At 66.9% G+C, this 18,494-nt stretch carries 27 protein-coding genes; 21 read left to right on the top strand and 6 right to left on the bottom strand.

The features are described from left to right. Positions 1 to 80 precede the first annotated feature (80 nt). The 4 genes from ACSUZC_RS24215 (at position 81) to ACSUZC_RS24230 (ending at position 2,459) form a co-directional block, all read left to right on the top strand. Positions 81 to 587, top strand: a complete 507-nt coding sequence (locus tag ACSUZC_RS24215) for a hypothetical protein (protein ID WP_439033301.1) — start codon at positions 81 to 83, stop codon at positions 585 to 587. 13 nt (positions 588 to 600) lie between these two features. Continuing rightward, the gene (locus tag ACSUZC_RS24220) at positions 601 to 1,002 is read left to right on the top strand and encodes a hypothetical protein (protein WP_439033302.1); all 402 of its coding nucleotides are present in this window, start codon (positions 601 to 603) and stop codon (positions 1,000 to 1,002) included. Between the two features lie 205 nt (positions 1,003 to 1,207). Further along, positions 1,208 to 1,693, top strand: a complete 486-nt coding sequence (locus ACSUZC_RS24225) for a hypothetical protein (RefSeq protein WP_439033303.1) — start codon at positions 1,208 to 1,210, stop codon at positions 1,691 to 1,693. 25 nt (positions 1,694 to 1,718) lie between these two features. Next, the gene (locus ACSUZC_RS24230; protein ID WP_439033304.1) at positions 1,719 to 2,459 is read left to right on the top strand and encodes a hypothetical protein; all 741 of its coding nucleotides are present in this window, start codon (positions 1,719 to 1,721) and stop codon (positions 2,457 to 2,459) included. 38 nt (positions 2,460 to 2,497) lie between these two features. Here the strand turns inward: ACSUZC_RS24230 and ACSUZC_RS24235 are convergent, their stop codons facing one another. Beyond that, positions 2,498 to 2,680, bottom strand: a complete 183-nt coding sequence (locus tag ACSUZC_RS24235) for a helix-turn-helix domain-containing protein (RefSeq protein WP_439033305.1) — start codon at positions 2,678 to 2,680, stop codon at positions 2,498 to 2,500. Positions 2,681 to 2,795: 115 nt separating this feature from the next. Here ACSUZC_RS24235 and ACSUZC_RS24240 point away from each other — a divergent pair, with 115 nt between their 5' ends. From ACSUZC_RS24240 to ACSUZC_RS24310, 15 genes are all read left to right on the top strand, one after another. Beyond that, positions 2,796 to 3,170 (top strand): hypothetical protein, encoded by a 375-nt coding sequence (locus tag ACSUZC_RS24240; RefSeq protein WP_439033306.1) that lies wholly within the window; start codon positions 2,796 to 2,798, stop codon positions 3,168 to 3,170. Between the two features lie 28 nt (positions 3,171 to 3,198). Continuing rightward, a complete protein-coding gene (locus tag ACSUZC_RS24245) occupies positions 3,199 to 3,828 on the top strand; it encodes a hypothetical protein (protein ID WP_439033307.1) in 630 nt (209 codons plus the stop codon). Beyond that, positions 3,825 to 4,658, top strand: a complete 834-nt coding sequence (locus ACSUZC_RS24250; RefSeq protein ID WP_388059749.1) for a hypothetical protein — start codon at positions 3,825 to 3,827, stop codon at positions 4,656 to 4,658. Before ACSUZC_RS24245 ends, ACSUZC_RS24250 begins: the two co-directional genes overlap by 4 nt. Before the next feature lie 221 nt (positions 4,659 to 4,879). Then, positions 4,880 to 5,140, top strand: a complete 261-nt coding sequence (locus tag ACSUZC_RS24255; RefSeq protein ID WP_388059746.1) for a hypothetical protein — start codon at positions 4,880 to 4,882, stop codon at positions 5,138 to 5,140. Continuing rightward, complete coding sequence (locus ACSUZC_RS24260; protein ID WP_388059744.1) at positions 5,137 to 5,874, top strand: hypothetical protein; 738 nt, start codon at positions 5,137 to 5,139, stop codon at positions 5,872 to 5,874. Before ACSUZC_RS24255 ends, ACSUZC_RS24260 begins: the two co-directional genes overlap by 4 nt. 29 nt (positions 5,875 to 5,903) lie before the next feature. Beyond that, positions 5,904 to 6,107: a hypothetical protein gene (locus ACSUZC_RS24265; RefSeq protein WP_388059742.1), complete on the top strand. Its 204-nt coding sequence runs from the start codon at positions 5,904 to 5,906 to the stop codon at positions 6,105 to 6,107. Between the two features lie 4 nt (positions 6,108 to 6,111). Next, a complete protein-coding gene (locus ACSUZC_RS24270) occupies positions 6,112 to 6,411 on the top strand; it encodes a hypothetical protein (RefSeq protein WP_439033308.1) in 300 nt (99 codons plus the stop codon). Continuing rightward, positions 6,411 to 6,665: a hypothetical protein gene (locus ACSUZC_RS24275; protein WP_439033309.1), complete on the top strand. Its 255-nt coding sequence runs from the start codon at positions 6,411 to 6,413 to the stop codon at positions 6,663 to 6,665. The genes ACSUZC_RS24270 and ACSUZC_RS24275 overlap by 1 nt, the downstream gene beginning before the upstream one ends. Positions 6,666 to 6,795: 130 nt before the next feature. Then, positions 6,796 to 7,368 (top strand): MerR family transcriptional regulator, encoded by a 573-nt coding sequence (locus ACSUZC_RS24280; protein ID WP_439033310.1) that lies wholly within the window; start codon positions 6,796 to 6,798, stop codon positions 7,366 to 7,368. A 14-nt stretch (positions 7,369 to 7,382) separates the two neighbouring features. After that, positions 7,383 to 9,350, top strand: coding sequence for a ribonuclease catalytic domain-containing protein (locus ACSUZC_RS24285; protein WP_439033311.1), 1,968 nt, complete (start codon positions 7,383 to 7,385; stop codon positions 9,348 to 9,350). Beyond that, positions 9,347 to 9,781, top strand: coding sequence for a WhiB family transcriptional regulator (locus ACSUZC_RS24290; RefSeq protein WP_439033312.1), 435 nt, complete (start codon positions 9,347 to 9,349; stop codon positions 9,779 to 9,781). The genes ACSUZC_RS24285 and ACSUZC_RS24290 overlap by 4 nt, the downstream gene beginning before the upstream one ends. A gap of 338 nt (positions 9,782 to 10,119) precedes the next feature. Next, the gene (locus tag ACSUZC_RS24295) at positions 10,120 to 10,554 is read left to right on the top strand and encodes a hypothetical protein (RefSeq protein ID WP_439033313.1); all 435 of its coding nucleotides are present in this window, start codon (positions 10,120 to 10,122) and stop codon (positions 10,552 to 10,554) included. 257 nt (positions 10,555 to 10,811) lie between these two features. Continuing rightward, positions 10,812 to 11,009 carry a hypothetical protein gene (locus ACSUZC_RS24300; RefSeq protein ID WP_439033314.1) on the top strand — a complete coding sequence of 66 codons (198 nt, stop codon included), beginning with the start codon at positions 10,812 to 10,814 and terminating at the stop codon, positions 11,007 to 11,009. 152 nt (positions 11,010 to 11,161) lie between these two features. Next, the gene (locus ACSUZC_RS24305; RefSeq protein WP_439033315.1) at positions 11,162 to 11,455 is read left to right on the top strand and encodes a hypothetical protein; all 294 of its coding nucleotides are present in this window, start codon (positions 11,162 to 11,164) and stop codon (positions 11,453 to 11,455) included. Next, complete coding sequence (locus ACSUZC_RS24310; RefSeq protein ID WP_439033316.1) at positions 11,452 to 11,655, top strand: hypothetical protein; 204 nt, start codon at positions 11,452 to 11,454, stop codon at positions 11,653 to 11,655. The genes ACSUZC_RS24305 and ACSUZC_RS24310 overlap by 4 nt, the downstream gene beginning before the upstream one ends. An 83-nt stretch (positions 11,656 to 11,738) precedes the next feature. Here the strand turns inward: ACSUZC_RS24310 and ACSUZC_RS24315 are convergent, their stop codons facing one another. The 3 genes from ACSUZC_RS24315 to ACSUZC_RS24325 form a co-directional block, all read right to left on the bottom strand. Then, the gene (locus tag ACSUZC_RS24315; protein WP_439033317.1) at positions 11,739 to 12,410 is read right to left on the bottom strand and encodes a GNAT family N-acetyltransferase; all 672 of its coding nucleotides are present in this window, start codon (positions 12,408 to 12,410) and stop codon (positions 11,739 to 11,741) included. A gap of 74 nt (positions 12,411 to 12,484) precedes the next feature. After that, positions 12,485 to 13,276 (bottom strand): hypothetical protein, encoded by a 792-nt coding sequence (locus ACSUZC_RS24320; protein WP_439033318.1) that lies wholly within the window; start codon positions 13,274 to 13,276, stop codon positions 12,485 to 12,487. A 252-nt stretch (positions 13,277 to 13,528) separates the two neighbouring features. Next, complete coding sequence (locus ACSUZC_RS24325) at positions 13,529 to 14,200, bottom strand: hypothetical protein (protein WP_439033319.1); 672 nt, start codon at positions 14,198 to 14,200, stop codon at positions 13,529 to 13,531. A gap of 392 nt (positions 14,201 to 14,592) precedes the next feature. Between ACSUZC_RS24325 and ACSUZC_RS24330 the strand changes: the two genes are divergently transcribed. After that, positions 14,593 to 16,068, top strand: coding sequence for an LGFP repeat-containing protein (locus ACSUZC_RS24330; RefSeq protein WP_439033320.1), 1,476 nt, complete (start codon positions 14,593 to 14,595; stop codon positions 16,066 to 16,068). A 56-nt stretch (positions 16,069 to 16,124) separates the two neighbouring features. Here the strand turns inward: ACSUZC_RS24330 and ACSUZC_RS24335 are convergent, their stop codons facing one another. Both ACSUZC_RS24335 and ACSUZC_RS24340 read right to left on the bottom strand, forming a co-directional pair. Then, complete coding sequence (locus ACSUZC_RS24335; RefSeq protein ID WP_439033321.1) at positions 16,125 to 16,619, bottom strand: hypothetical protein; 495 nt, start codon at positions 16,617 to 16,619, stop codon at positions 16,125 to 16,127. A 444-nt stretch (positions 16,620 to 17,063) separates the two neighbouring features. Continuing rightward, positions 17,064 to 17,822 (bottom strand): hypothetical protein, encoded by a 759-nt coding sequence (locus ACSUZC_RS24340; RefSeq protein ID WP_439033322.1) that lies wholly within the window; start codon positions 17,820 to 17,822, stop codon positions 17,064 to 17,066. Positions 17,823 to 18,034: 212 nt separating this feature from the next. Here ACSUZC_RS24340 and ACSUZC_RS24345 point away from each other — a divergent pair, with 212 nt between their 5' ends. After that, entirely contained in the window at positions 18,035 to 18,436 is a 402-nt protein-coding gene (locus tag ACSUZC_RS24345) for a hypothetical protein (RefSeq protein ID WP_435084547.1), read from the top strand. Positions 18,437 to 18,494 lie beyond the last annotated feature (58 nt).

Consider the following 18,494-nt stretch of genomic DNA (forward strand, 5'->3'; position numbering starts at 1 on the left):
ATCCACTCGTTCCCCTCCGCGACGAAAGACGCCCACCCCCACAGTGTTTGCACACGAAAGGACATCACGACGTGCCAACCATGAGGCGAGTACACACCGCCACACTCGGCGCCGCTGCTGCGGTGGCGATAGTGCTGGTGGCCGGATGCGGCGACGACGCGCCAGACAGCCGCAGCGCCAAGGCGATCAGCCCGTCGACGGTGCCCTCAACTGAGGCCGATCTGGACGCGATCGTGCTCGGCTGGGGCCAGAAACTCGACCCGAACGAGATCACCCACCCCACACCCGAGGACCTCGAGGTGACCTGCACCGGCCGCGACGACCAGCTCAAGGTCAAGATCACCGACACCAACGGCTGGAAAATCCTGCTGGCCCACGGATCTCAGCAGATGCGCGTCGAAAACGCCGACCGCGGTCTCGACGCCGACCTCGACGCCGCCAAGATCCCCACCCCCACACCACAGATCGACTGGTCCCAACCCAACCAGGTCGACATCGCCGCACACGCCATCGTCCCCGACACCTGGACCTCCCCCTACGGGCCCGGCCAGCAATTCCACCTCTCAGCACACATCGACTGCACATAGGAGGAGATAACCCATGGGATGGTCACTCGGAGTTATCAACGGCCGCGACGTCGGCTATGGAGTACCAGCCGGGTGCGATCACCCCGGGTGCGCCGAGAACATCAATCGGGGGATCTCTTTCATCTGCGGCGACGCTCCCGGTGGTGGGGAGTACGGCTGTGGCCTGTTCTTCTGCGACACCCACCGCACCTACGTCTACTTCGGCGAAGGGGAGGAAGACGCACCGGATGCCGATGACGATGCGTTCGCGTGCGTCTGCGCGCGGTGCGCCGCCCGCGAAGCGCCGTTCGACCCGACACCTGATGTGGCCGAATGGGTGGAATGGAAGCTCACCGACAGCTCGTGGGAGCGGTGGCGGCAGGAGAACCCGGCCGAAGTCGACCGGTTACGCGCTCAACTCGAGGCGACGGTGTGAGGTGTTCACCCACACCCTGACCACCTACCGCGACCCGCGCCTGGGCGTGCAGCACCGGGCGACGGTCTACCTCGACGGGCAGTGGTGAATGGGACAGGCAGCCTCGACTACGTCACCGGCCCACCACCGACTCCATCCGCGCACCCGACGACAACACCGAATGTTCAACCACACCAGCACAACACCCACCGAGGAAAGGCGCACCATGACACCGACCACACGCCCCCTGGCCCGCCCCGTACTGGCGGCCGCCGCACTGCTGCTGAGCGTGCTCGCCGCGGCCGCGGGACTCGGCGCCGGCACCGCATCAGCCCGCCCGGCGGAAGCCCCCCGCCTGGCGATCGCCGGCGACGATATCTGGACCGTGGGTAACCACGACAACTGCCGAGGCCCCATCCGGGTCAGCGCCAAGACCGATCCCCGCCAGCCCGGAACCGTGTTCGTCACCTACCGGCCCGGGCAGTTCACCGGCGATGGCCCCGGATGGCGCCGCAACCCCGTCTGCACGGTGCGGGCGCACGCGAACTGGACCTTCCCCGCCACCATCCGTCCGTCGGCGCTGATCGTCGCCGGACCGCGCGGCGGCAAGGCTGTCACCCAGGTTCTGCGCACAGGATCAGGCTTGCAGGGCATGGGCTTTGGCACCGCATTCCCGCACAAGCCGGTGTCGTACTACCTGATCGTTCCCTGACCCCCTCACCAAGGAACGACGCATCATGAGCGCACCGGACGAGCGAAGCCGCAGCAACGGAATCTGGACCTGGGAGGCCGACTACCTCCCGATGTGGCATGCCCTGTGGGGATCCTCGACAAAGGTCTCCGACGAGGAGCTGGCTGCCACCCTCGGCCGGTCGCTACGCGCAGTGCGCGCCCGAGCGCGCGAGTTGACCACCGCCGGCAGTTGCTTTGCCGGCGGTGGTCTGCCCGGGATGCGCAAAACCAAACGCCTGAGCGTTGAACAGTTCCGCGCCGCGGTGCACACCTACTGCCACAGCGAGGGAATACCGCTGTGGGACAACCGCGCCGATCAGAAGCTCCGCGCCGCCTGGGCGGCGGGTTGGCCCGACCTGGGCCATCTCGCCGAGCTGGTGGGCGCCACCGAACAACAACTCGTCAACCGCCTGATCACTCTGGGGCTCGCAGCGGGGGTCGTCGAGGCGGCCGACCACCTCGGCGCCACCCCCGGCGGCGTGGTCGACACCAACGCCCGCTTCGGCCGCGACCGCCAGAACACCGCCGTGTGGGTTCTGGTCATCACCGGCCCCGACGGCGGTGTTGAGGTCACCACCCACCCCGACGAACACGCCGTCTGGCGCTACGCCGCCGCCACGACCGAACCCCGCAACGGTCGTCCTGTGTGTTGGCACATCAGCGAAAACCTCATCGGCGAAACCTATTCGCGCACAGATCACTCCGGCGTAGGTCTCTGCATTCCGCCTCGCAAGGAATCAGCGTGATCGCGGGGGAGCAGACCTCGCTAAGCGCGGCGATCGGGTTACTGCGTGTGCGTCGACTCCAGCAGCCGATAAATCGTGCTGCGGCTGATCCCGGTCAGCGTGTGTACCCGGTTGATGGTCACGCCAGCTGCGAGTGCGTCGAGGATAAGGCGGTCGCGTGCGTCCACGGTCCGCTTCCACTCACGCAAGGCCTGTTCGGCGTCCTCAAGATTGGCGGACATGCATCAGATCGTACATGTCCCGTACGAGACACCACTCACCTTGATTGCACCGTTCGATACATGTACCGTTCGATACACAACGAGTTGCCCAGCACGGAGACGGAGGCCGCAGGGAATGAAAGCACTGGTTCTGACCGATCGCGGTGACGCCGAGTACGTCGATCTCCCGGCGGGTGACCCGGAACAGGCGTTGCGCGAAGTCGTTGGCGGCCCGCTCAATCCACTCGCCCTCACGCACCTGGCTGATCACCTGGACCTGTGGACGCTGTTTGAGCCACTGGCGACGGTGACTGTCGGTGGGTTCGGCTACAACGATGTGGCCACCCAGATCGCCTCAGCTGGAGTCGGCCAGCCGCGACCGGTGGTAGGCACCGCCGTTCTCACCGCGCACACCGACTCGGGCATCCTCGCCGCGCTCTCCCCACATGACTGCGCCGCCCTGGACCGCATCATCGCCGAGATCTACACCGGCTACCGCACCGCCGGATAACCCGACCACTCACCTCGAGGACGAGCTGATGAGCACTCACTCCGCACAACCCGCAGGCGACCCGGCCACCTGGACGGTGGCCCAGCTCGCCGAACACCCGGCCGTGCGCACCGCCTACACCGTGCTCGGACACTTGAACCCGCGCGTGTTCGACACGATCGAGTTCTCCCTGGCCTGCGACGAGATCGCCTCCACCAACCAGATACCAGTGCCCTGCGGCCATTTCGCCGCCGCCATCCGCCACCTCGCCCAGACCGCCGCCCGTGAACTGACCATCGCCAGCAGTCGTGGCGTCGAGGGCCCGGAGTCCGGCGAAGACGTCTTCGACTACACGCCCAGCGCGCGGGCCGAGCTGCGCATCCTCATCGCCCAGCACCGACGTCGCGCCCTGGCAGGTGCCCGCGAGCTCGACATCGAGCAACGCGCCGTGCACACCGCGGTCGCCCGCCACCTCAACTACTGCGACCCCCGCAACTGGGGCGGCGCCGACGGACTGCCCGACGTGGAGGTCCGCGACCTCATCGCTGCCTCGATCAACCACCAGATCCGCGCCACCGCCCACCCCGCGATCCGCGGCCACCTCCACGGCGCGCGACTACTGCTGACCGGCGCCGTCGCACCCACACTCGTCCTCGACCCACAGGTGGCCGTGCAGTGACCACCCCGACCGGCGACTCCTACCCGCTGACCTTCGTCGAGCTGTCGCGATGGAACAACTCGCAGCCGCAGCCGGTGAGCTGCCCACGACACCGCACCCCGCAACCCATGGTCGCCGGCACCCACGAATCAGCCGGGCACCCGATGTGGATATGCGCCGAATGCGGCTACGCCACACCGGTGCTCGACGACGAAGCCCGCATGACTCTCGGCGCCACCCAAACCTTCACCACCGGCGCCCAGACCGCGCAGCTACGCCCCGACACCCGCCTGGTCGCACTCCCGGCAACGCCGGGCACCGACCACACCACCGGCACCGTCGCCGTTCACGAACGCAACGCCGATCCGCGCTCGGCGCAGGTGGCCAGTTTCGGTGCGGCGTTCGCCGCACTGGTCATCGTTGGCTACCTCGTCGGGCTTCTGCCGGTCGCGCCGATCGTGTCCGCCCTGACCGCTCTGTGCGCCGCTGCTGTGGCCGGCGCTGTAGTCCACGATCGGGTCCGCGCCCGCCACCACCGCCGATTCACGCTCATCACCGGTGCGCCAAGGACCGCCCTGGTCAGTTACCTGCTGGCCGGTGACTGGATCGTGCGACCCCCTGCACCGGCCGGCGATCACCGGTGGTCCGGCCCTGATGCCCAGCCGGTGGCCGCGGCGATCACCCATGACCGCGCCGCCCGCGTCATTCAGGTCGCCCGCCTCGGGGCCACGGCCCAAATTCAGGTCACCACCACCGCGGGCACCCTCGTCCTGCCCGACCTCGCATCCGTCGGCATCGTGGAGATGGCCGACCCCGCCCTGGCCGACTTCACTTATCACCCCCGCGGATAACCCCGCCCAGTGCAAGGACTAGGAGGACTCATGACCATGACCGGCACGGCGCCAACGGAACTGAGCACCGCCGACTGTGACTGCGACTGTCATCACGAGGGTCACCACTGTGAACGCTGCTGTCTCGATCCCGCCACCGGGTTCTGCGACGACTGCACCTACTACCTCGAGCTGAGCCGCACCAGCGCCTGCGTGAACGCAACCGGCAGTGAGGCTATGCCATGAGGTTCATCGGCGCCCCGTTGTGGCGCAACGCCCACACGATCGCCGACGACGGCACTCTCTATGCCCCCGGGGATCTGGCCTACCCCGACGGACCCCGCTACGGCGAAGCGCTGCGCGCCGGGCACAACCGCGCGCACCTGCACACCACCTTCCGCGTCGGAAAGAAGGCCGCCTGGCCGCGAACTCGACGGCCGTCTCTGGGACCAGTACCCCCGGCCCATCATCCCCGTCCAGATGCGGCCAGGAGTACTCGGTGACCGCCAAGCTGTCGGCCGATGAGCGAGACCTGTTGCGGGAGTGGGTCCACATCATCGCCCCGGTCATCGCCAACCCGGGTGAGGAGTGCCGTCGGCTACGCGAGTCACGCAGAAGTGGGGGAGGGTTCGGACGCAACTACGAGGTGACCGACAATCGGTTCACCGGCACGTGGGCGCACTACGAGGTGACCGACCGTTTCACCACCGGACCCCGCGCCGGACAACCCTCACGCCTGCGGTTCGACCCGCCCCACCGCGAAGTGTCGATTACCCTCACGCGTCTACGCCGATGGGCTGACGCGCTTCCCGCCGAGCTACGTGAACGCGCACAACACGCCTGGGCCACCCGCAGCCGCGACCTGACCGCCCTCACCGCGATCGCGCTGGAAGCCATCGACGCCCACGCGCACATCGAACTCGAGGCAGCTCGCGCCGAATGGTTCACCACCTTGCCCTGCACCCAACCGCCGGCACTCTCACCGCACTGCGCCGCCGCGGGCCATGTGGGCTGCTGGCACGGCCGCGCTCGGCCGAGCTACCTCAGCGTGCGCCATGACGCCGCCCGTCGGCGCCACGGTCCCCGCGGTTACGTCGCCACCTTCCGGCCAGGGTGGTCGCGGCACACCGAGAACACCTCGGCGCGCATCGTCGTTCCCGCCGACCACTACACATGCGAATGTGCCTGCCACGCTGATGGATACGCAGGACAACAACTCGACTTGTTCGCCGGGTAGTGACCGAACAACCAGCCCCTGGAGCATCAATGGACTTCATGCCGTCCGGCCCGCCCGCACTCACCGCCCCGCGGCTCGGAGACCAGATCGCGCGCGACGCGGTCGTGGCCAGCGACCCAGTGTTCGGCCCATCGTCAGGATTGAGCGTGGGGGTTGCACCCGTCCGCATCGACGGGCGCTACCCGCTGGTGTGGGTCAAGCTCGCCACAACCCCCGACACCCGGCGAGGATGAAGCCATGAACGTCACCGTCCACGACCTCGGACGCTACGAGTGCGAGAAAGGCGCGTTCACCGACTTTCCGCTGACCATGGAAGCCGATGAGTCACCGCCGCGGTTGGCTGCGTTCTCCAAGTGGCGTAACGACGACGGACACATCCGCCGGCGCACCGTCGACGGCGTCGACTACGCCGACATCACCCACCAGGACCGGGTGTGGACCTATCGGTTGTCCCCGGCCTACACCGTCGATCCATCCCCGTCGGGCGGGTTCTTCCAGTGGCAGCAGTTCTTCGACGTCGGGGAGTTGCCCGACTGATGACCCCTGACTTGTTGAACCTCGACGGTCTTGTGGAGCTGGTCGACCGTGTCGAACATGCCCGCGGATACCCGTTGACGATCGGTGAGTCCTCGGCGGTCAAGGCCGCCTTTCACGCCGCCGGCTCGATCAGCCTGCCCACAGCCAGCTACACCCACGGCGTCGACGCCGATCGGTTCTGCGCACTCCTGGCCACCACCGACCCTGACCTTGCGGCACGCTTCCGCGCCCACCACGCCGCTCCCGCGCCGTGAACGGGCCGCTGGCAGCCGAACAGCGCGAGTTCGGGCAACTGAGCCTATGAAGCCGCCGCGGCCGTCTGAGGCCCGATACGCTGGCATCAACCAGAGATTCGCGATCGCCACACCGAAGGGACATCAGCTGATGGCGCATGATGCTGGCCAGGGCTCGTTCGACGAGCTGGCCCCCGAGCTGTTCACCCCCGAGCTGTTCACCGTGGCCTCGGTCGACACCCCGACGTCGGGTTACCGGGTGCCGGCGGTGCTGGAGATCGTCGGCGTCACCTACCGCCAGCTCGACTACTGGGCCCGCACCGGGCTGGTCACCCCGAGTGTGCAGGCCGCCGCGGGTTCGGGGTCGCAACGTCTCTACAGCTTCCGCGACATCCTCGCGCTCAAGATCGTCAAACGCCTCCTCGATGCTGGGATCTCGTTGCGCAACATCCGCACCGCGGTCGAAGTGCTCGCCGACCGCGGCACCACCGACCTGGCGCGCACGACCCTGATCAGCGACGGCACTACCGTCTACGAAGCCACCTCGAACGAAGAGATCATCGATCTGCTCCACGGCGGGCAAGGCGTGTTCGCCATCGCCGTCGGCCACACCCTGACCGACCTGGCCGGCACCGTGCACCAATTCCCCGCCGAAGACGCCACCGCCACCGACGAGCCGGCCGTCGACGACCTCGCGCAGCGACGTGCGCGCCGCAGCGCCTGAGGACGCCCGCCCACATGGCCGCTGATCGACCGGTACCGCAGTCCGCGTTGATGATCGACGCTTCGACCACCCGGGATCGTGATGACGCGTTCACCGTCACCCCCACCACCACCGGTTGGGACGTGACGGTGTTCGTGGCCAACGTCGCCGATCTGGTACCGGCCGGGTCGCCGGCAGACCGCACCGCCGCGACCCGGGTGGAAACCCGCTACCGCGCCAAGGGCACGGTGCCGATGCTCGGAGCGCAGCTCGAGCACGCCGCAACGCTGTCGGCCACCCAGGATCGGGACGCCCTGGCCATCCGCCTGCGGGTGTCCGCCGACGGCGACGTGACTCTGGCCGGCCTCGGCCGTGAGGTGTTGGCGGCCGGGTCGTGTGTGACGATCACCCACGATCAGGTCACCACGATCCTCGACAACCCCGAGCACGCCCACCACGGGCAGTTGTCGGCGGCCGCGCAGCTGGCCCAGGTGTTGACCGGTCGGCGGCGCGCAGCGGGGGCGTTCGTGGTCTACGACCTGACCCGCGGGCTGGTCTCAGGTGAAGACGGCCGCCTGCTGGCACTGCCCGAGGGCCACAACGCCGCGGCGTATGTGATCGTCGCCGAGCTTATGATCGCCGCGAATACGGTTGTGGCGCAGTACTCCATCGACGCCGAGCTGCCGATCCTGTTCCGCAACCACCTCCGCAATCCCGTCGCGCCCGCTGACGTCGACCGGCTCGCGGATCTGGCCGCCGCGCTATCCACGGTCACCACCACCGCCGAACTGACCGCGTTGCAAGGACAGCTCAACACCGCGATCTCCAAAGCCACCTACGGCGCGACCGTCCGCGGGCACATCGGATTGCAGGTCCCGGCGTATGCCCACGCAACCTCGCCGTTGCGGCGCTACGCCGACCTGGTCACCCAACGCCAACTCCTGGCCCACCTCGACGGCACCGGGTTGCCCTACACCGCAGAACAGTTGGTCACCATCGCCGACGCTCTGGCCGCGCTCACCGCCGAGCGGGACGCCGACTCGGAGACGGCGCAGAAAGCCCGCACCCGCCGAGCGAACGAAGCGGCGATCGTCGCCGGCGACCTGTCGCACATGAACGACCGCGAGTTCCTGCGCGTGCTGCGCCTGGGCACCCAAGCCGCACCACCAGCCTCGGTCGCCGCCGAGCTGGCCGAACGCGCCACAGCCGGCCGGGTGCACGCCGGGCATATCGCGGTGCTGTATGCCACCGATCACCCCGACTGGAAAACACTGCGCGCCAACCTCACTGCACGACTGCGTGCCGAGCACGCGTACCTGGCGCCGTCGGCGATCTCGGCATTGCAGCAGATCGACGGCGGACAGATCGTCACCCCCACCCTCGACACCGACACCGCCGGCCCACCCCACCAACGCACCTTCGCCACCCGCGCCCACCTCGAAGACATGACCACCCGCTGGCACACCGGCCCGGTCAAGAAGGCCACCGAACACGCCGCCCTGTGGGACCTGCTCGACATCATCGGCCACCACACCCCGAGCGCCGACCCCACCACACCACCACCCGAACCGGAGCCGGAACCCGAGTCCGAGGCGGTATCGCCGACGGCGGCCGCCACCCCTACCGAGCCGCCAACCCCGACAGTCTCCGTGCCGGGCGAGGGAACCTGGGATGCGTTCGCACTGCACGCCGCGCTCGGCGGCGACGACGACACCCGGCGTGCGCGCCGCCGCGCGAACGCCCTGAAAAACCCCGTCGGCTGGCTGACCACCCTCGCCGCCTCGATCGGCGCCGGCGAACTGCACGTCGACACCCACCCCGAGGGCCCACCCCATCAACGGATGTTCACCGTCACCCTCACCGCCGGACCCGCCCGCGCTACCGCGGCCGCATCGACGATCAAGGCGGCCAAGACCGCTGCCGCCCACGCCGCAGTCACCGGCCTCTTCGACAACCCACCAGCGGTGGCCGCCACCGCTGCGCACCACGATGGCGGGGCATGAGCACACCGGTCATCCCCGGCGACATCCACACCGCGCCGCTGTATCCCGGCCGTCATCGGCGCGCGGCCACCCAAGGCCCCACCTGGGCGCTCGTGGAATCCCCAGCCCGCCACCTACCCGCCGATGCCATCCCGGCGTGTGCCCGCAACCCCGACGCCTGGTTCCCCGATCGGCTGTCCACCGCCCGCGACGGTCTCGGGCACGCAGAGATGGCCGCCTGCCGCCACTGTCCGATCCGGCAAGGATGCGCCCGCGTCGCCCTCGACGACACCGCCCACCTCACCGGCATCTGGGCCGGGATCTACATCTCCCCGCCCGCCTCAGCCAGCCAGAAGGCCGTCCGTGTGACCGCGATCGAGCAGCTCCGCGCCATCGCCTACCCCGACCAGCGCCCTGGACACGACGGCGTCCGATGCGGGAGGAGTGAGTAGACCCGATGCCGCTATCGCTGTGGATCGTCCTGATCATCCTTATTGCCGTCGTACTGACCCTGAGTGAGTTGGTCCGACGCGAAACGCACAGTCTCACCGCGGGACTGATGACGCTGGCGGCGGGCGTTGGCGCAGGATACTTACCGTTCGTCACTCTTCTGCTCCTGACGTGACGACGCACTGACCTAGGGGATGAGTGTCACCGGATGCGTCACCGGGCTCGTCATGCAACCCCTCCAACAGTGACCTGCACCTCGATCAAGCCTGTTCCCGACTCCAGACCGGCCCCACCCGCTATATTCACCACAGCAATGCGGAAGTTTATGAAGGGGAATGCTGTGAAGGTGTCGAAGTCGGGTGTGCGGACCGCGGTCGCCGGTGTGCTGCTCAGTGTCGCGGTGGCCACCGGTGGGGCAGTGGTGGCCAGCCCTCAGGCCCAGGCCGCGCGCATCGTCGAGACGGCGAACCCGAATGTGGTGATCATCGAACTCAGCCACGCCGACACCGTCACCGCCTCCCAGCTCGGCGCCGGACACGTCATCAACGCCGTTCTGGGCAACGACAATTGGGGTGTCATCCTCGAAGACGATTCCCGCTATCAGGTCGGGTCCTACTACCGCCCGTCCAAACGCACCACCTGGAACAACGTCACCGGCCAGCAAGTCATCGCCGAGGCTGCGGCCCATCGCAACGGGCGAGTGGTGCTCGCGGTGTATGTCGACCGCACCAAGAGCCTGGGTGGCATGCCGCTGTGGGTGCAGCAACTCTGGTAGACCCTCATCCCCAACGATCACATCTAAAAGGAAGCGACATCATGGTGGATAGCGTTCTGTGGCAGGTCATCCAAGACAACGACGCGCTGCTCGCAGTGCTGCAATATGTGTTCTCGGGAGTCAAGTAGGAACCGCCGCGTGCGTATAACCCCGGCCCGGGGCGACGGGAAACCCCAGCAGTGAACACGAGTCCGCCGACACCACCAAAGAGCACGTCCCGCTACGCAACGCGAGGCGCAACATGGGGTTTCGTTCTCGTGGGCGCGCTATCCGCCCTGTCCGCTGTCGGTAATCTGGTCGCCCTGCGCGCTTCCGGGGCGGGTTACCTGTTCGGCACGGTCTTGGGCGCGGTGATGATTGCGCTGGCCGGAGCAGCGATCGGCGCCCTCATCGGCCTGACGATCGGCCTGTTCAAGCGCCGCCGTCACCACGCAAGGGTGGATTCCCGCAGCTAGGGCATCAGCACGACAAAGGGGCGCGGACCGCCGGCCAGGTCGGCGGCTTCCCTCCGCGTTCCTCACCGGACGTCCCGCGCCCCGTGGCACTCAATCCTACAGTTAGACTCGAATGGGTGTTCGAGGAGTGGTCTGATCAGAGGACGCTACGGGTGTTCGATCCGCCGCGCCCGGTGTGGATCGACATGACCGCGGCGGGCATGGCCGGCGGATTCACCCCGGTCAACACGGTCCCGCTACGGGTCCGTACCGGTGGCGCGCGCCTCGAGCAACGTATGCAGGGCTGGCAGCACGCCTGGCTCCAGGCCAGCGACGGGCGGTGGGTTGCGGTGGTCTCGGTGCGTGTGTCGAGCGCCAACGAGCAGTCGCACGCTTCGATCCCGTTGACGGTCGCCGCCGGCGCGATCCGTCCCGCCGAACAGTCGACGACGAAGGATGAGCCATGACCGAGAACATCGAATCCGCCGGCGGGATCAGCGATCGTCGCGCACCGAAGCGGGCCCGCGTTGAGCTGGCTGATCTCACCCTGATCGTGCGCCCTCCGGGGCGGCCGGCGCAGGTTCGTGTGTTCACCGATGCCGAGCGTGCCGAAGCCCACGACTACGCCGACGAGACCGGAGCCAACGTCGACGTTTTCGGCGGTTGAGCGGGGCGAGCGGTGATGGGGTTGCCGACGCCGCGAAGCCCACCCATTAGAGAGATCCAGCTAGCGCATAGGAGGGCGCACCCTCAGTGTCCCATCCTTCGCCTCAACTTCTCCTCGCTCTTGCGCCGCGCCTTCTCATACATCTCCCTCACCTGCTCCTCAGTGAATCCGAGGTCGTACTTCGGGTTGAGGAATCGGGAGTAGTAGCGCCCACTGCGGGAGCTGACACTGAACTGGGCTATCTGGTAAAGCCACCCCGCCTCCAGGGGCATGTGCAGCACCGGTGCGGGTGTCATCGCCTCGATCTCCGGATGTCTCCGGTATCCCCGGGCAGCCCAAAAGGCATCAGTGCTCTCCGGCGATCCCTTGTCAACCATGGCCAGCATGAGGTGTGCTCCGTCGGCGGTGGCCTCCTCCTCGGCCCGTCTCAGCAGTGCGGTGGCCACTCCACGGCCCTCGAACTCGGGCAGGACTGCGAGCTGTCCCACGATGCGGATTCCCCGGGTGACCGGGTCTTCCACCCGCAGCTCCGACCCTTCCCGCACCAGGAGGGGCGTGGGTCCATAGGAGAAAAGTCCTCCCAGCAGAACGCCCTGCCTGCGCACCAGGTAGTAGCGGGTGTCGGGGTCCCTGGAGAACTTCTCCCGACTCAGGGAATCCCCCACGTCGGGTATGCGGGATGAGAGGAGTTCCTGCATCTCCCGAATCTCCCCGGCATCAGAAGTGCGACTAACGGCGTAGTGCATGTCGTCCATAGTGTCGGGACTCTAGTCGCGAGGCGCCGGTTGTCGCTCTCGACCGACGGCATGGGAATCGGTGTCCTTCCTGCTCAGTGGGGTAGGTGGTCGGGGTTGAGGTGCAGCCACAGCGTCCAGGCGGCGGTGGTGGCTGAGGTGAGCCACAACAGGGCGATGTCGTCGGTGGCGAACGACGTTCCTCCGCGCAGGGCGTGGGCGGTTGCGGGGGTGGCCGGCAGGTAGCGCAACAGGTGGGCGAGGTCGTCGACGTCGGCCAGTTCGCGGTCGGTGGTGCTGTAGATGTCGGTGTGCAGCGCGCGCAGCGTGGTGCGCAGGAAATCCGGTGCGCGGCCGAGGTGCTCGCCCAGGACTGTCCAGAACTCGTCCTTGGGTGAGCGCAGCGGCAGATAGGCGAGCAGGCGGCCGAGTTGGTAGAGCGCGGCTGCGGCGTCGGGGTCGCTGCGTGGAGGGCGCCCGTAGGGCGGTCGGTGGGTGCGGGTGCAGGGGTCGGCCGCAGGCCGACACGGGTGGGGTCCAGGTCCGTTGTGCGGCGGGAGTCGGTCAAGTCCTGCTCGGCCAGTCGCTGTGGGCTTAGTGGGTGTGTCGGTGCTGAGCGGCGTGTAGCTGGCGGTGGGCGGCGGCGAGTTGGTGACGCAATCGTGCGTTCTCGGCAGCGAGGTCCGGGTTGTGACGGTGTCGGCTTTCTGTGAGTGGGGTGGCCGCGTCGGGTGCGGTGGGCCTCTCGGCTGTAGCGGCGGACGAGGCCCTGATACGGGCGAGGATGTCGGGTTGGGTGTAGATCCATGAGCGTGCGACGCCGGCGGCGCGGGCGAGTCCTGCGACAGTCGTGGGCGCAGGGCGGGTGTCCAGGGCTGCGAGGGCACGTCGGCGGGTGGCGGCGTGGCGGCGGCGTGCGGCCGCGCGCAGGTGGGCGCTGTTATCGGCGTGCATCAACGGTGACCTCCACGGTGATCCTTGCGGCGTGGGTCGGCCGCTGACGGTGACCCACCCGGTTGTCGGAGCCGGTTGGCCGGAGGTCGCAGCACACCCCGATCGCGTATCGAACATATGTGCGAACTGTAGGGGGTGGGGGTGACAACCGGGCGGGTCGAGGTGGGTCGGGTGCGGTCTGCGGTTTATCGGGCGGGTGATCGTGCCGCGTGTTCGATTCCGGTGGCGGCGCGTAGCTGGTCGGGGTTGTAGCCGTTGGCGGCGTTCATGTCGCAGCGCACCGTGCCGTACCCCTCGGGTAGGCCGTTACCGTAGCCCTGGCCGTCCGTGTACTGGTGGGCGATCATCTGTGCGGCCAGGTCGCGGGTGCCGGCGGTAAACCTCGGCCGTGAGCCGTAGGAGGGGACGACGAACCCGATCGGGGGGCGGGTGGGCCAGATGTGAGCGTCGTGGGGGTTGAGGTAGCCGATCACGCGCCGCGGCCTGCCGTGGATATGGGGGCCGCGCCAATCGCTGATGCCCCAGACGAGCCGGTTGATCGGATCGCTGTTGTCGCCGGTGATCTGTCCGCCCCATGATTCGACATCGACCATCGACACGACGTCGGGGCGGTTCTCGCCTTGCATCTGTCGGTGGGTGGCCAAAACGTCGCGCCAGTTACGCCGGTACACGCAGTAGACGATGAGTCCCCGCAACCGGCCTGAGTCGAGCCACGACCGCGCCGTATTCCAATTATGAGCGAAATTGCGGTCACGATAAGTGCCGTCATTCGATCGGATCGATAACCATTTGTAGGGATAGCTGTCATCGATAGGTGGCTGCCATTCGGAGATATCGGCAAACAATGTGTCGGTCATTATCTTCTGCTCCATTTCTGATGATTCGGGGTTGATCGTCGGGGCGGTAGGGGACGAGTCGGTCGGTGGCGCTTCACCATCCTGACTTGGTTGATCCATCCCGCAAACCCATTGCAGTAAAGCTGATCTCAGGTTTATCGCAACCTGCCGACAGGTGTGCTGTCGGCGGGGTCAAAAGTCCTGTGTGATCTGCGGTGTTGTGTGGAGGACGGATGTCCACAACGCATTCTGTGGCACCAGTTGGCGTATTTTGGTGTCGATTTGTGGTGTGGCCTGGAGCTTCACCGAATTGTCGGTGTCGGATGCCAACCTGTCGTTAGCTCGTCACCTCGTCGAGCATCCGCCGCCACCAAACGGCGACGGATTTTCACCATTCGCAAGGAGTATTCGTAATGCACGACAACACCACCTCTGAGGCCACGGCCGCGACCACCACCCTCGAGGACACCGCGCCGGCCGTGCAGACCTTCGCAACCACTGCCGCGGTCGCGGCCGGTTGCCAGATCTACCCACCCACGACGTTCCAGGTGTGCGGGGCGATCCGCGACAAGTACAACCAGATGGGAGGGCCGACGAGCTTCCTGCTCCTTCCCAAGTCCAACGAGCTGACCAACCCGGGCAACACCGGCAAACGCTCGGAGTTCATCGGCGGCAACATCTACTGGTCGGCAGCCACCGGCGCGCACCCGGTGGCGCATGAGTTCCTGTTCAAGTGGGGTGACCACGGCTACGAGACTGGCTTCCTGAAGTACCCGAAGACCGACGAGATCGTGCTGTCCGACGGTGTTAGCCGCCGCCAGGAGTTCCAGGGTGGCCACATCTACTGGTCGCCGGCGACCGGAGCGCACTCGATCCAGGGTCTGATCTATGACAAGTGGAAGGCTCTCGGCGCCGAGACCGGTGTGCTCAAGTTTCCGACCTCGGATGAGATCGTCGCCCCCGACGGCAAAGGCCGCTTCACCACCTTCCAGGGCGGGGCGATCTACTGGAGCCCGACCACCGGTGCTCATCCGGTGTACGGGCCGCTGTATCTGTTCTGGGCTCACTTCGGTTACGAGGCGGGCAGCTTCGGGTATCCGACCGGTGATCCGGTCTACACCGGTGACAACGTTTCCCAGCAGTTCCAACGGGGCACGTTGCGGCTCTGGGATGGGAATCTCGAGGGATATCAGCCCGTCGACTCGGATGAGATCGCCGATGCGGAAACCGATCCGCACCCGCCCTACAGTGCGTTCCCTGACTTCACCGGGTACGCCTCGGTTGCTGATCCCGACGGCACGAAGCGGGAGCAGAACCGCAACTCGGCAGAGGCGATCGCGGCCTACTTCCACAATGAAGGCAGGCCCACTGCTCTCGAGCTCTGGACCCATCTTTACGGGCACACCGGAAACCCGGTCACAGTTTCGGAGATCACTCTCGACCCCTGGATGGACGATGCAACCAACGGCTATGGCGAAGCGAACCGGCTAGCGCCGGCGGTGATTCGTGCTGCCAACCGGGATCGAGCGGTGTCCGAAGCCATCCAGCGTGCCGATCAGCGGAATGGTCCGTTCAAGGCGATCGTCACCACCCCAGAATGGCTGCCGACAGCGGGTATTCAGAACGACCACGTTCAGTCTCTCGGCCGGTATCAGATGGCCGCGACCACCGTGGTCGTCGCGCGGCCGGGGCCTGCGGGCCAGCATCCCATCAAGCTCGTGCAGCAGGCGCACATTCAGGACGTGTACGACTTCGCACGAGGAAGCTCGGATGGCAGCACCGCTCAAGCCGCGGCGGGCATTGCGGTGGATGGTTTCGAACTGGGAATCGCGAAGTGGTTCCAGGTGACCGGCTCGGGGTCGAAGATTGCGTGGTCGGGTCTGCGCTAGTTCGCCTGATCAGCTCGCACGGGCGCACGGGGAGGTCTTCTCTTCGTGCGTCCGTGCTAGGTCCCTTCGGCGATCACATACAGCTGAGTCGCTGATCCGTCCTCGATGACGGCAATTGCCTCGCGACCCGGGGCGAGCGCCTCTTCGGAAGGGGAGCTGTCGGTGCGGATTACTGGCACGTTCTGACCTTCGGCGCACCGCAGCCCGATCTTCTGCAGGGAGTCGTTGGTGAGCAACGGAGTCGCACACGCGATGCGATGAACGTCTCCGAATCCACTGGCTGCGTTCAGCTCGGCGACGGACGTCGCCGTGGAGACGGGCGCGTCGAAACGGATGTAGTAGGCGCTACTACCCACAAATCCCGGCGGGGACTCGATGCCCGCAACAAATGTTGCGCCTTCCGGAACAGTGACTCGCAACTCCGACAACGCAGATCGCGCCCGGTCCTCGTCGATATCGCGTGGACCTATGTCGTTGTTGTCGAACGCTCCGCAACCAGACAGGACGAACACAGCCGTCATAGCGAGAACGAGATGTTGGCGTGCTGTCACCCATCCACGGTAGCGGCCAACGTGCGCTCTCGGACGGAAGGCAGGTCGCTGGCGACCCGGACGTCCGGGCCACACGGCCACACCCCGACTGCGCGATCGGACAACACGTTGCTTCATGGGTGATGGGGGCCTTGGCGGCGGGGTGGCCGAGGTTTTCCACGCCGTCGGGCTCGGAACCATCGACGAGTAGGCCCGTTGGCGGGTTCTCGTGCGCGCGCGCGACGAGGCGGCGGGGTGAGGTTGGTGGTGCGGGGAGGCTGCGGTGGCTCGCCTGAGTGGCCGCGTTCGACGAGCATCTTCCAGAGCTCGAGGCGGTCGTGGGAGTCCTGGGGGACCACGGTCGCCAGGAGCGCGGTGACGCCGAGCAGCACGAGGATCGGCCATGGCAACCCGGCGATCGCTGCGAGCGTGGTCGCTGATGTGTTTGTGACGATCTGGGCGAGGTCAGGCATCGGTGATCGGTTCCTCTCCACCGGTGCTCATCGGTTGCAGTTTGTGTCCCTCGGGCACCATCTCGGGGGGGATCACGCCCATAGAGATGAGCCGGCCCACGGTGGTGCGACGGAATTGGTAGAGACGGCTACGCGCAGTTGAGCCGGAGATGTTCAGATCGCGGGCGGCGTCTTCGATCTCGAACCCGGCGGCGACAGCGGCCAGGATCGGTCGGACTGAGTGGGGGGCCTGCAGCAGCAGCTGACGTACCAGGGCCTGCGACTCGAGGTCGGCGAAGACGTCGGGTTGGCGGAGGCGTTGCAGACCAAGGGCGTCGACCGCGGAGTTGTTCTGTCGGTGTTTGGCGTCCCACTGGCGGAGCACGTGGTGGGCGCGGAACAGGCATGCGTTGAGGAACCAGGTTCCGACCGAGGCGCCCATGTCAGGCTTCCAACCCTTGTCGGGTTCCTCGAGTTCGTTCTGGATGAACGACGGGTAGGTTCCCACGATGATCTCGGCCGCCAGGTCCTCGCGGGTGTAGCGGCAGTCGCGGAGAGAGTCGAGGGACTGATCGTGCAGCCGAAGGGGCCTGCGCAGGCTGGGGTGCAGAGTGCCCTTCTTCATCATGTCGATCAGGACCGGGTTGGCGTAGTCGAACAACTTCGCGACTAGCACGTCGGTCGCGTCCGGCCGCGAGCTGTCGTCGGCGGCTCGGGCGTTGAGCAGCGCCTCATTCAGGTCCTCATGGCAGGTTCGCCGTTTCTGAGTCATGACATCCTCGATCGCGCGCTACTGCCGGAACCCGGGGCCATCGCGCGCGAGCGAGAGCCGCCGGTGTAAGACCTTTACTGGTCCTATGCTCAGACACAGACATCGAGCCAGGAGACCACGTCCACGAATGTGACGCACATCACTTTCAGGTCTCCGGCATCGCCGTCGGTAATCCCTTGACGGAATAGTCCCCCAAGGGAATCATGGGGGGTGTGATCGTCGACATGCCTGAGGAGTTCTTCGACTACCTCGACCGCCTGGAGGCCAAGGCCACCGAGGGTGACGTGCAGTCGACGAAGGTGCTGGCCCACGTGGTGGCGGCGCTGACGGATCTGGCGGCGTTGCCGGGTCCGCCGACGGTGGAGACGCCCGGGCTCAAGCGGGTGCGGCAGTCGGGTCGGTATCCGGTGTGGCGCACCGCGCACCCTTTCGATAAGGGCGTGGCGGTGCGGGTGATCTGCTGGTTCCCGCCCGATACCGACACTGTGGTGGTGGCCCTGTTCGCCGCGGATAAGGCGCGCATGGGTGATGTGTTCTACAACAGCGTGGGCCCGCGCGCGGATGTGGCGATCGAGCGATGGATTTTCGAGACAGAAGGTGATGGCGATGAGTGAGTCCAAGAGGCGCCGGTCATTCCGGAGCGGTAATGAGAGGATCGCGCAGCTGGCCGCC

This window comes from Gordonia terrae (genome assembly GCF_051789125.1).
GTDB classification, from domain to species: Bacteria; Actinomycetota; Actinomycetes; order Mycobacteriales; family Mycobacteriaceae; genus Gordonia; species Gordonia terrae_A.

Excerpts from the sequence above, each read along its gene's own strand:
- ACSUZC_RS24215 (WP_439033301.1), top strand. The coding sequence starts at position 81 with ATGAGGCGAGTACACACCGCCACACTCGGCGCCGCTGCTGCGGTGGCG.
- ACSUZC_RS24220 (WP_439033302.1), top strand. The coding sequence starts at position 601 with ATGGGATGGTCACTCGGAGTTATCAACGGCCGCGACGTCGGCTATGGA.
- ACSUZC_RS24225 (WP_439033303.1), top strand. The coding sequence starts at position 1,208 with ATGACACCGACCACACGCCCCCTGGCCCGCCCCGTACTGGCGGCCGCC.
- ACSUZC_RS24230 (WP_439033304.1), top strand. The coding sequence starts at position 1,719 with ATGAGCGCACCGGACGAGCGAAGCCGCAGCAACGGAATCTGGACCTGG.
- ACSUZC_RS24235 (WP_439033305.1), bottom strand. The coding sequence starts at position 2,680 with ATGTCCGCCAATCTTGAGGACGCCGAACAGGCCTTGCGTGAGTGGAAG.
- ACSUZC_RS24240 (WP_439033306.1), top strand. The coding sequence starts at position 2,796 with ATGAAAGCACTGGTTCTGACCGATCGCGGTGACGCCGAGTACGTCGAT.
- ACSUZC_RS24245 (WP_439033307.1), top strand. The coding sequence starts at position 3,199 with ATGAGCACTCACTCCGCACAACCCGCAGGCGACCCGGCCACCTGGACG.
- ACSUZC_RS24255 (WP_388059746.1), top strand. The coding sequence starts at position 4,880 with ATGAGGTTCATCGGCGCCCCGTTGTGGCGCAACGCCCACACGATCGCC.
- ACSUZC_RS24265 (WP_388059742.1), top strand. The coding sequence starts at position 5,904 with ATGGACTTCATGCCGTCCGGCCCGCCCGCACTCACCGCCCCGCGGCTC.
- ACSUZC_RS24270 (WP_439033308.1), top strand. The coding sequence starts at position 6,112 with ATGAACGTCACCGTCCACGACCTCGGACGCTACGAGTGCGAGAAAGGC.
- ACSUZC_RS24275 (WP_439033309.1), top strand. The coding sequence starts at position 6,411 with ATGACCCCTGACTTGTTGAACCTCGACGGTCTTGTGGAGCTGGTCGAC.
- ACSUZC_RS24280 (WP_439033310.1), top strand. The coding sequence starts at position 6,796 with ATGGCGCATGATGCTGGCCAGGGCTCGTTCGACGAGCTGGCCCCCGAG.
- ACSUZC_RS24285 (WP_439033311.1), top strand. The coding sequence starts at position 7,383 with ATGGCCGCTGATCGACCGGTACCGCAGTCCGCGTTGATGATCGACGCT.
- ACSUZC_RS24290 (WP_439033312.1), top strand. The coding sequence starts at position 9,347 with ATGAGCACACCGGTCATCCCCGGCGACATCCACACCGCGCCGCTGTAT.
- ACSUZC_RS24310 (WP_439033316.1), top strand. The coding sequence starts at position 11,452 with ATGACCGAGAACATCGAATCCGCCGGCGGGATCAGCGATCGTCGCGCA.
- ACSUZC_RS24315 (WP_439033317.1), bottom strand. The coding sequence starts at position 12,410 with ATGGACGACATGCACTACGCCGTTAGTCGCACTTCTGATGCCGGGGAG.
- ACSUZC_RS24325 (WP_439033319.1), bottom strand. The coding sequence starts at position 14,200 with ATGACCGACACATTGTTTGCCGATATCTCCGAATGGCAGCCACCTATC.
- ACSUZC_RS24330 (WP_439033320.1), top strand. The coding sequence starts at position 14,593 with ATGCACGACAACACCACCTCTGAGGCCACGGCCGCGACCACCACCCTC.
- ACSUZC_RS24340 (WP_439033322.1), bottom strand. The coding sequence starts at position 17,822 with ATGACTCAGAAACGGCGAACCTGCCATGAGGACCTGAATGAGGCGCTG.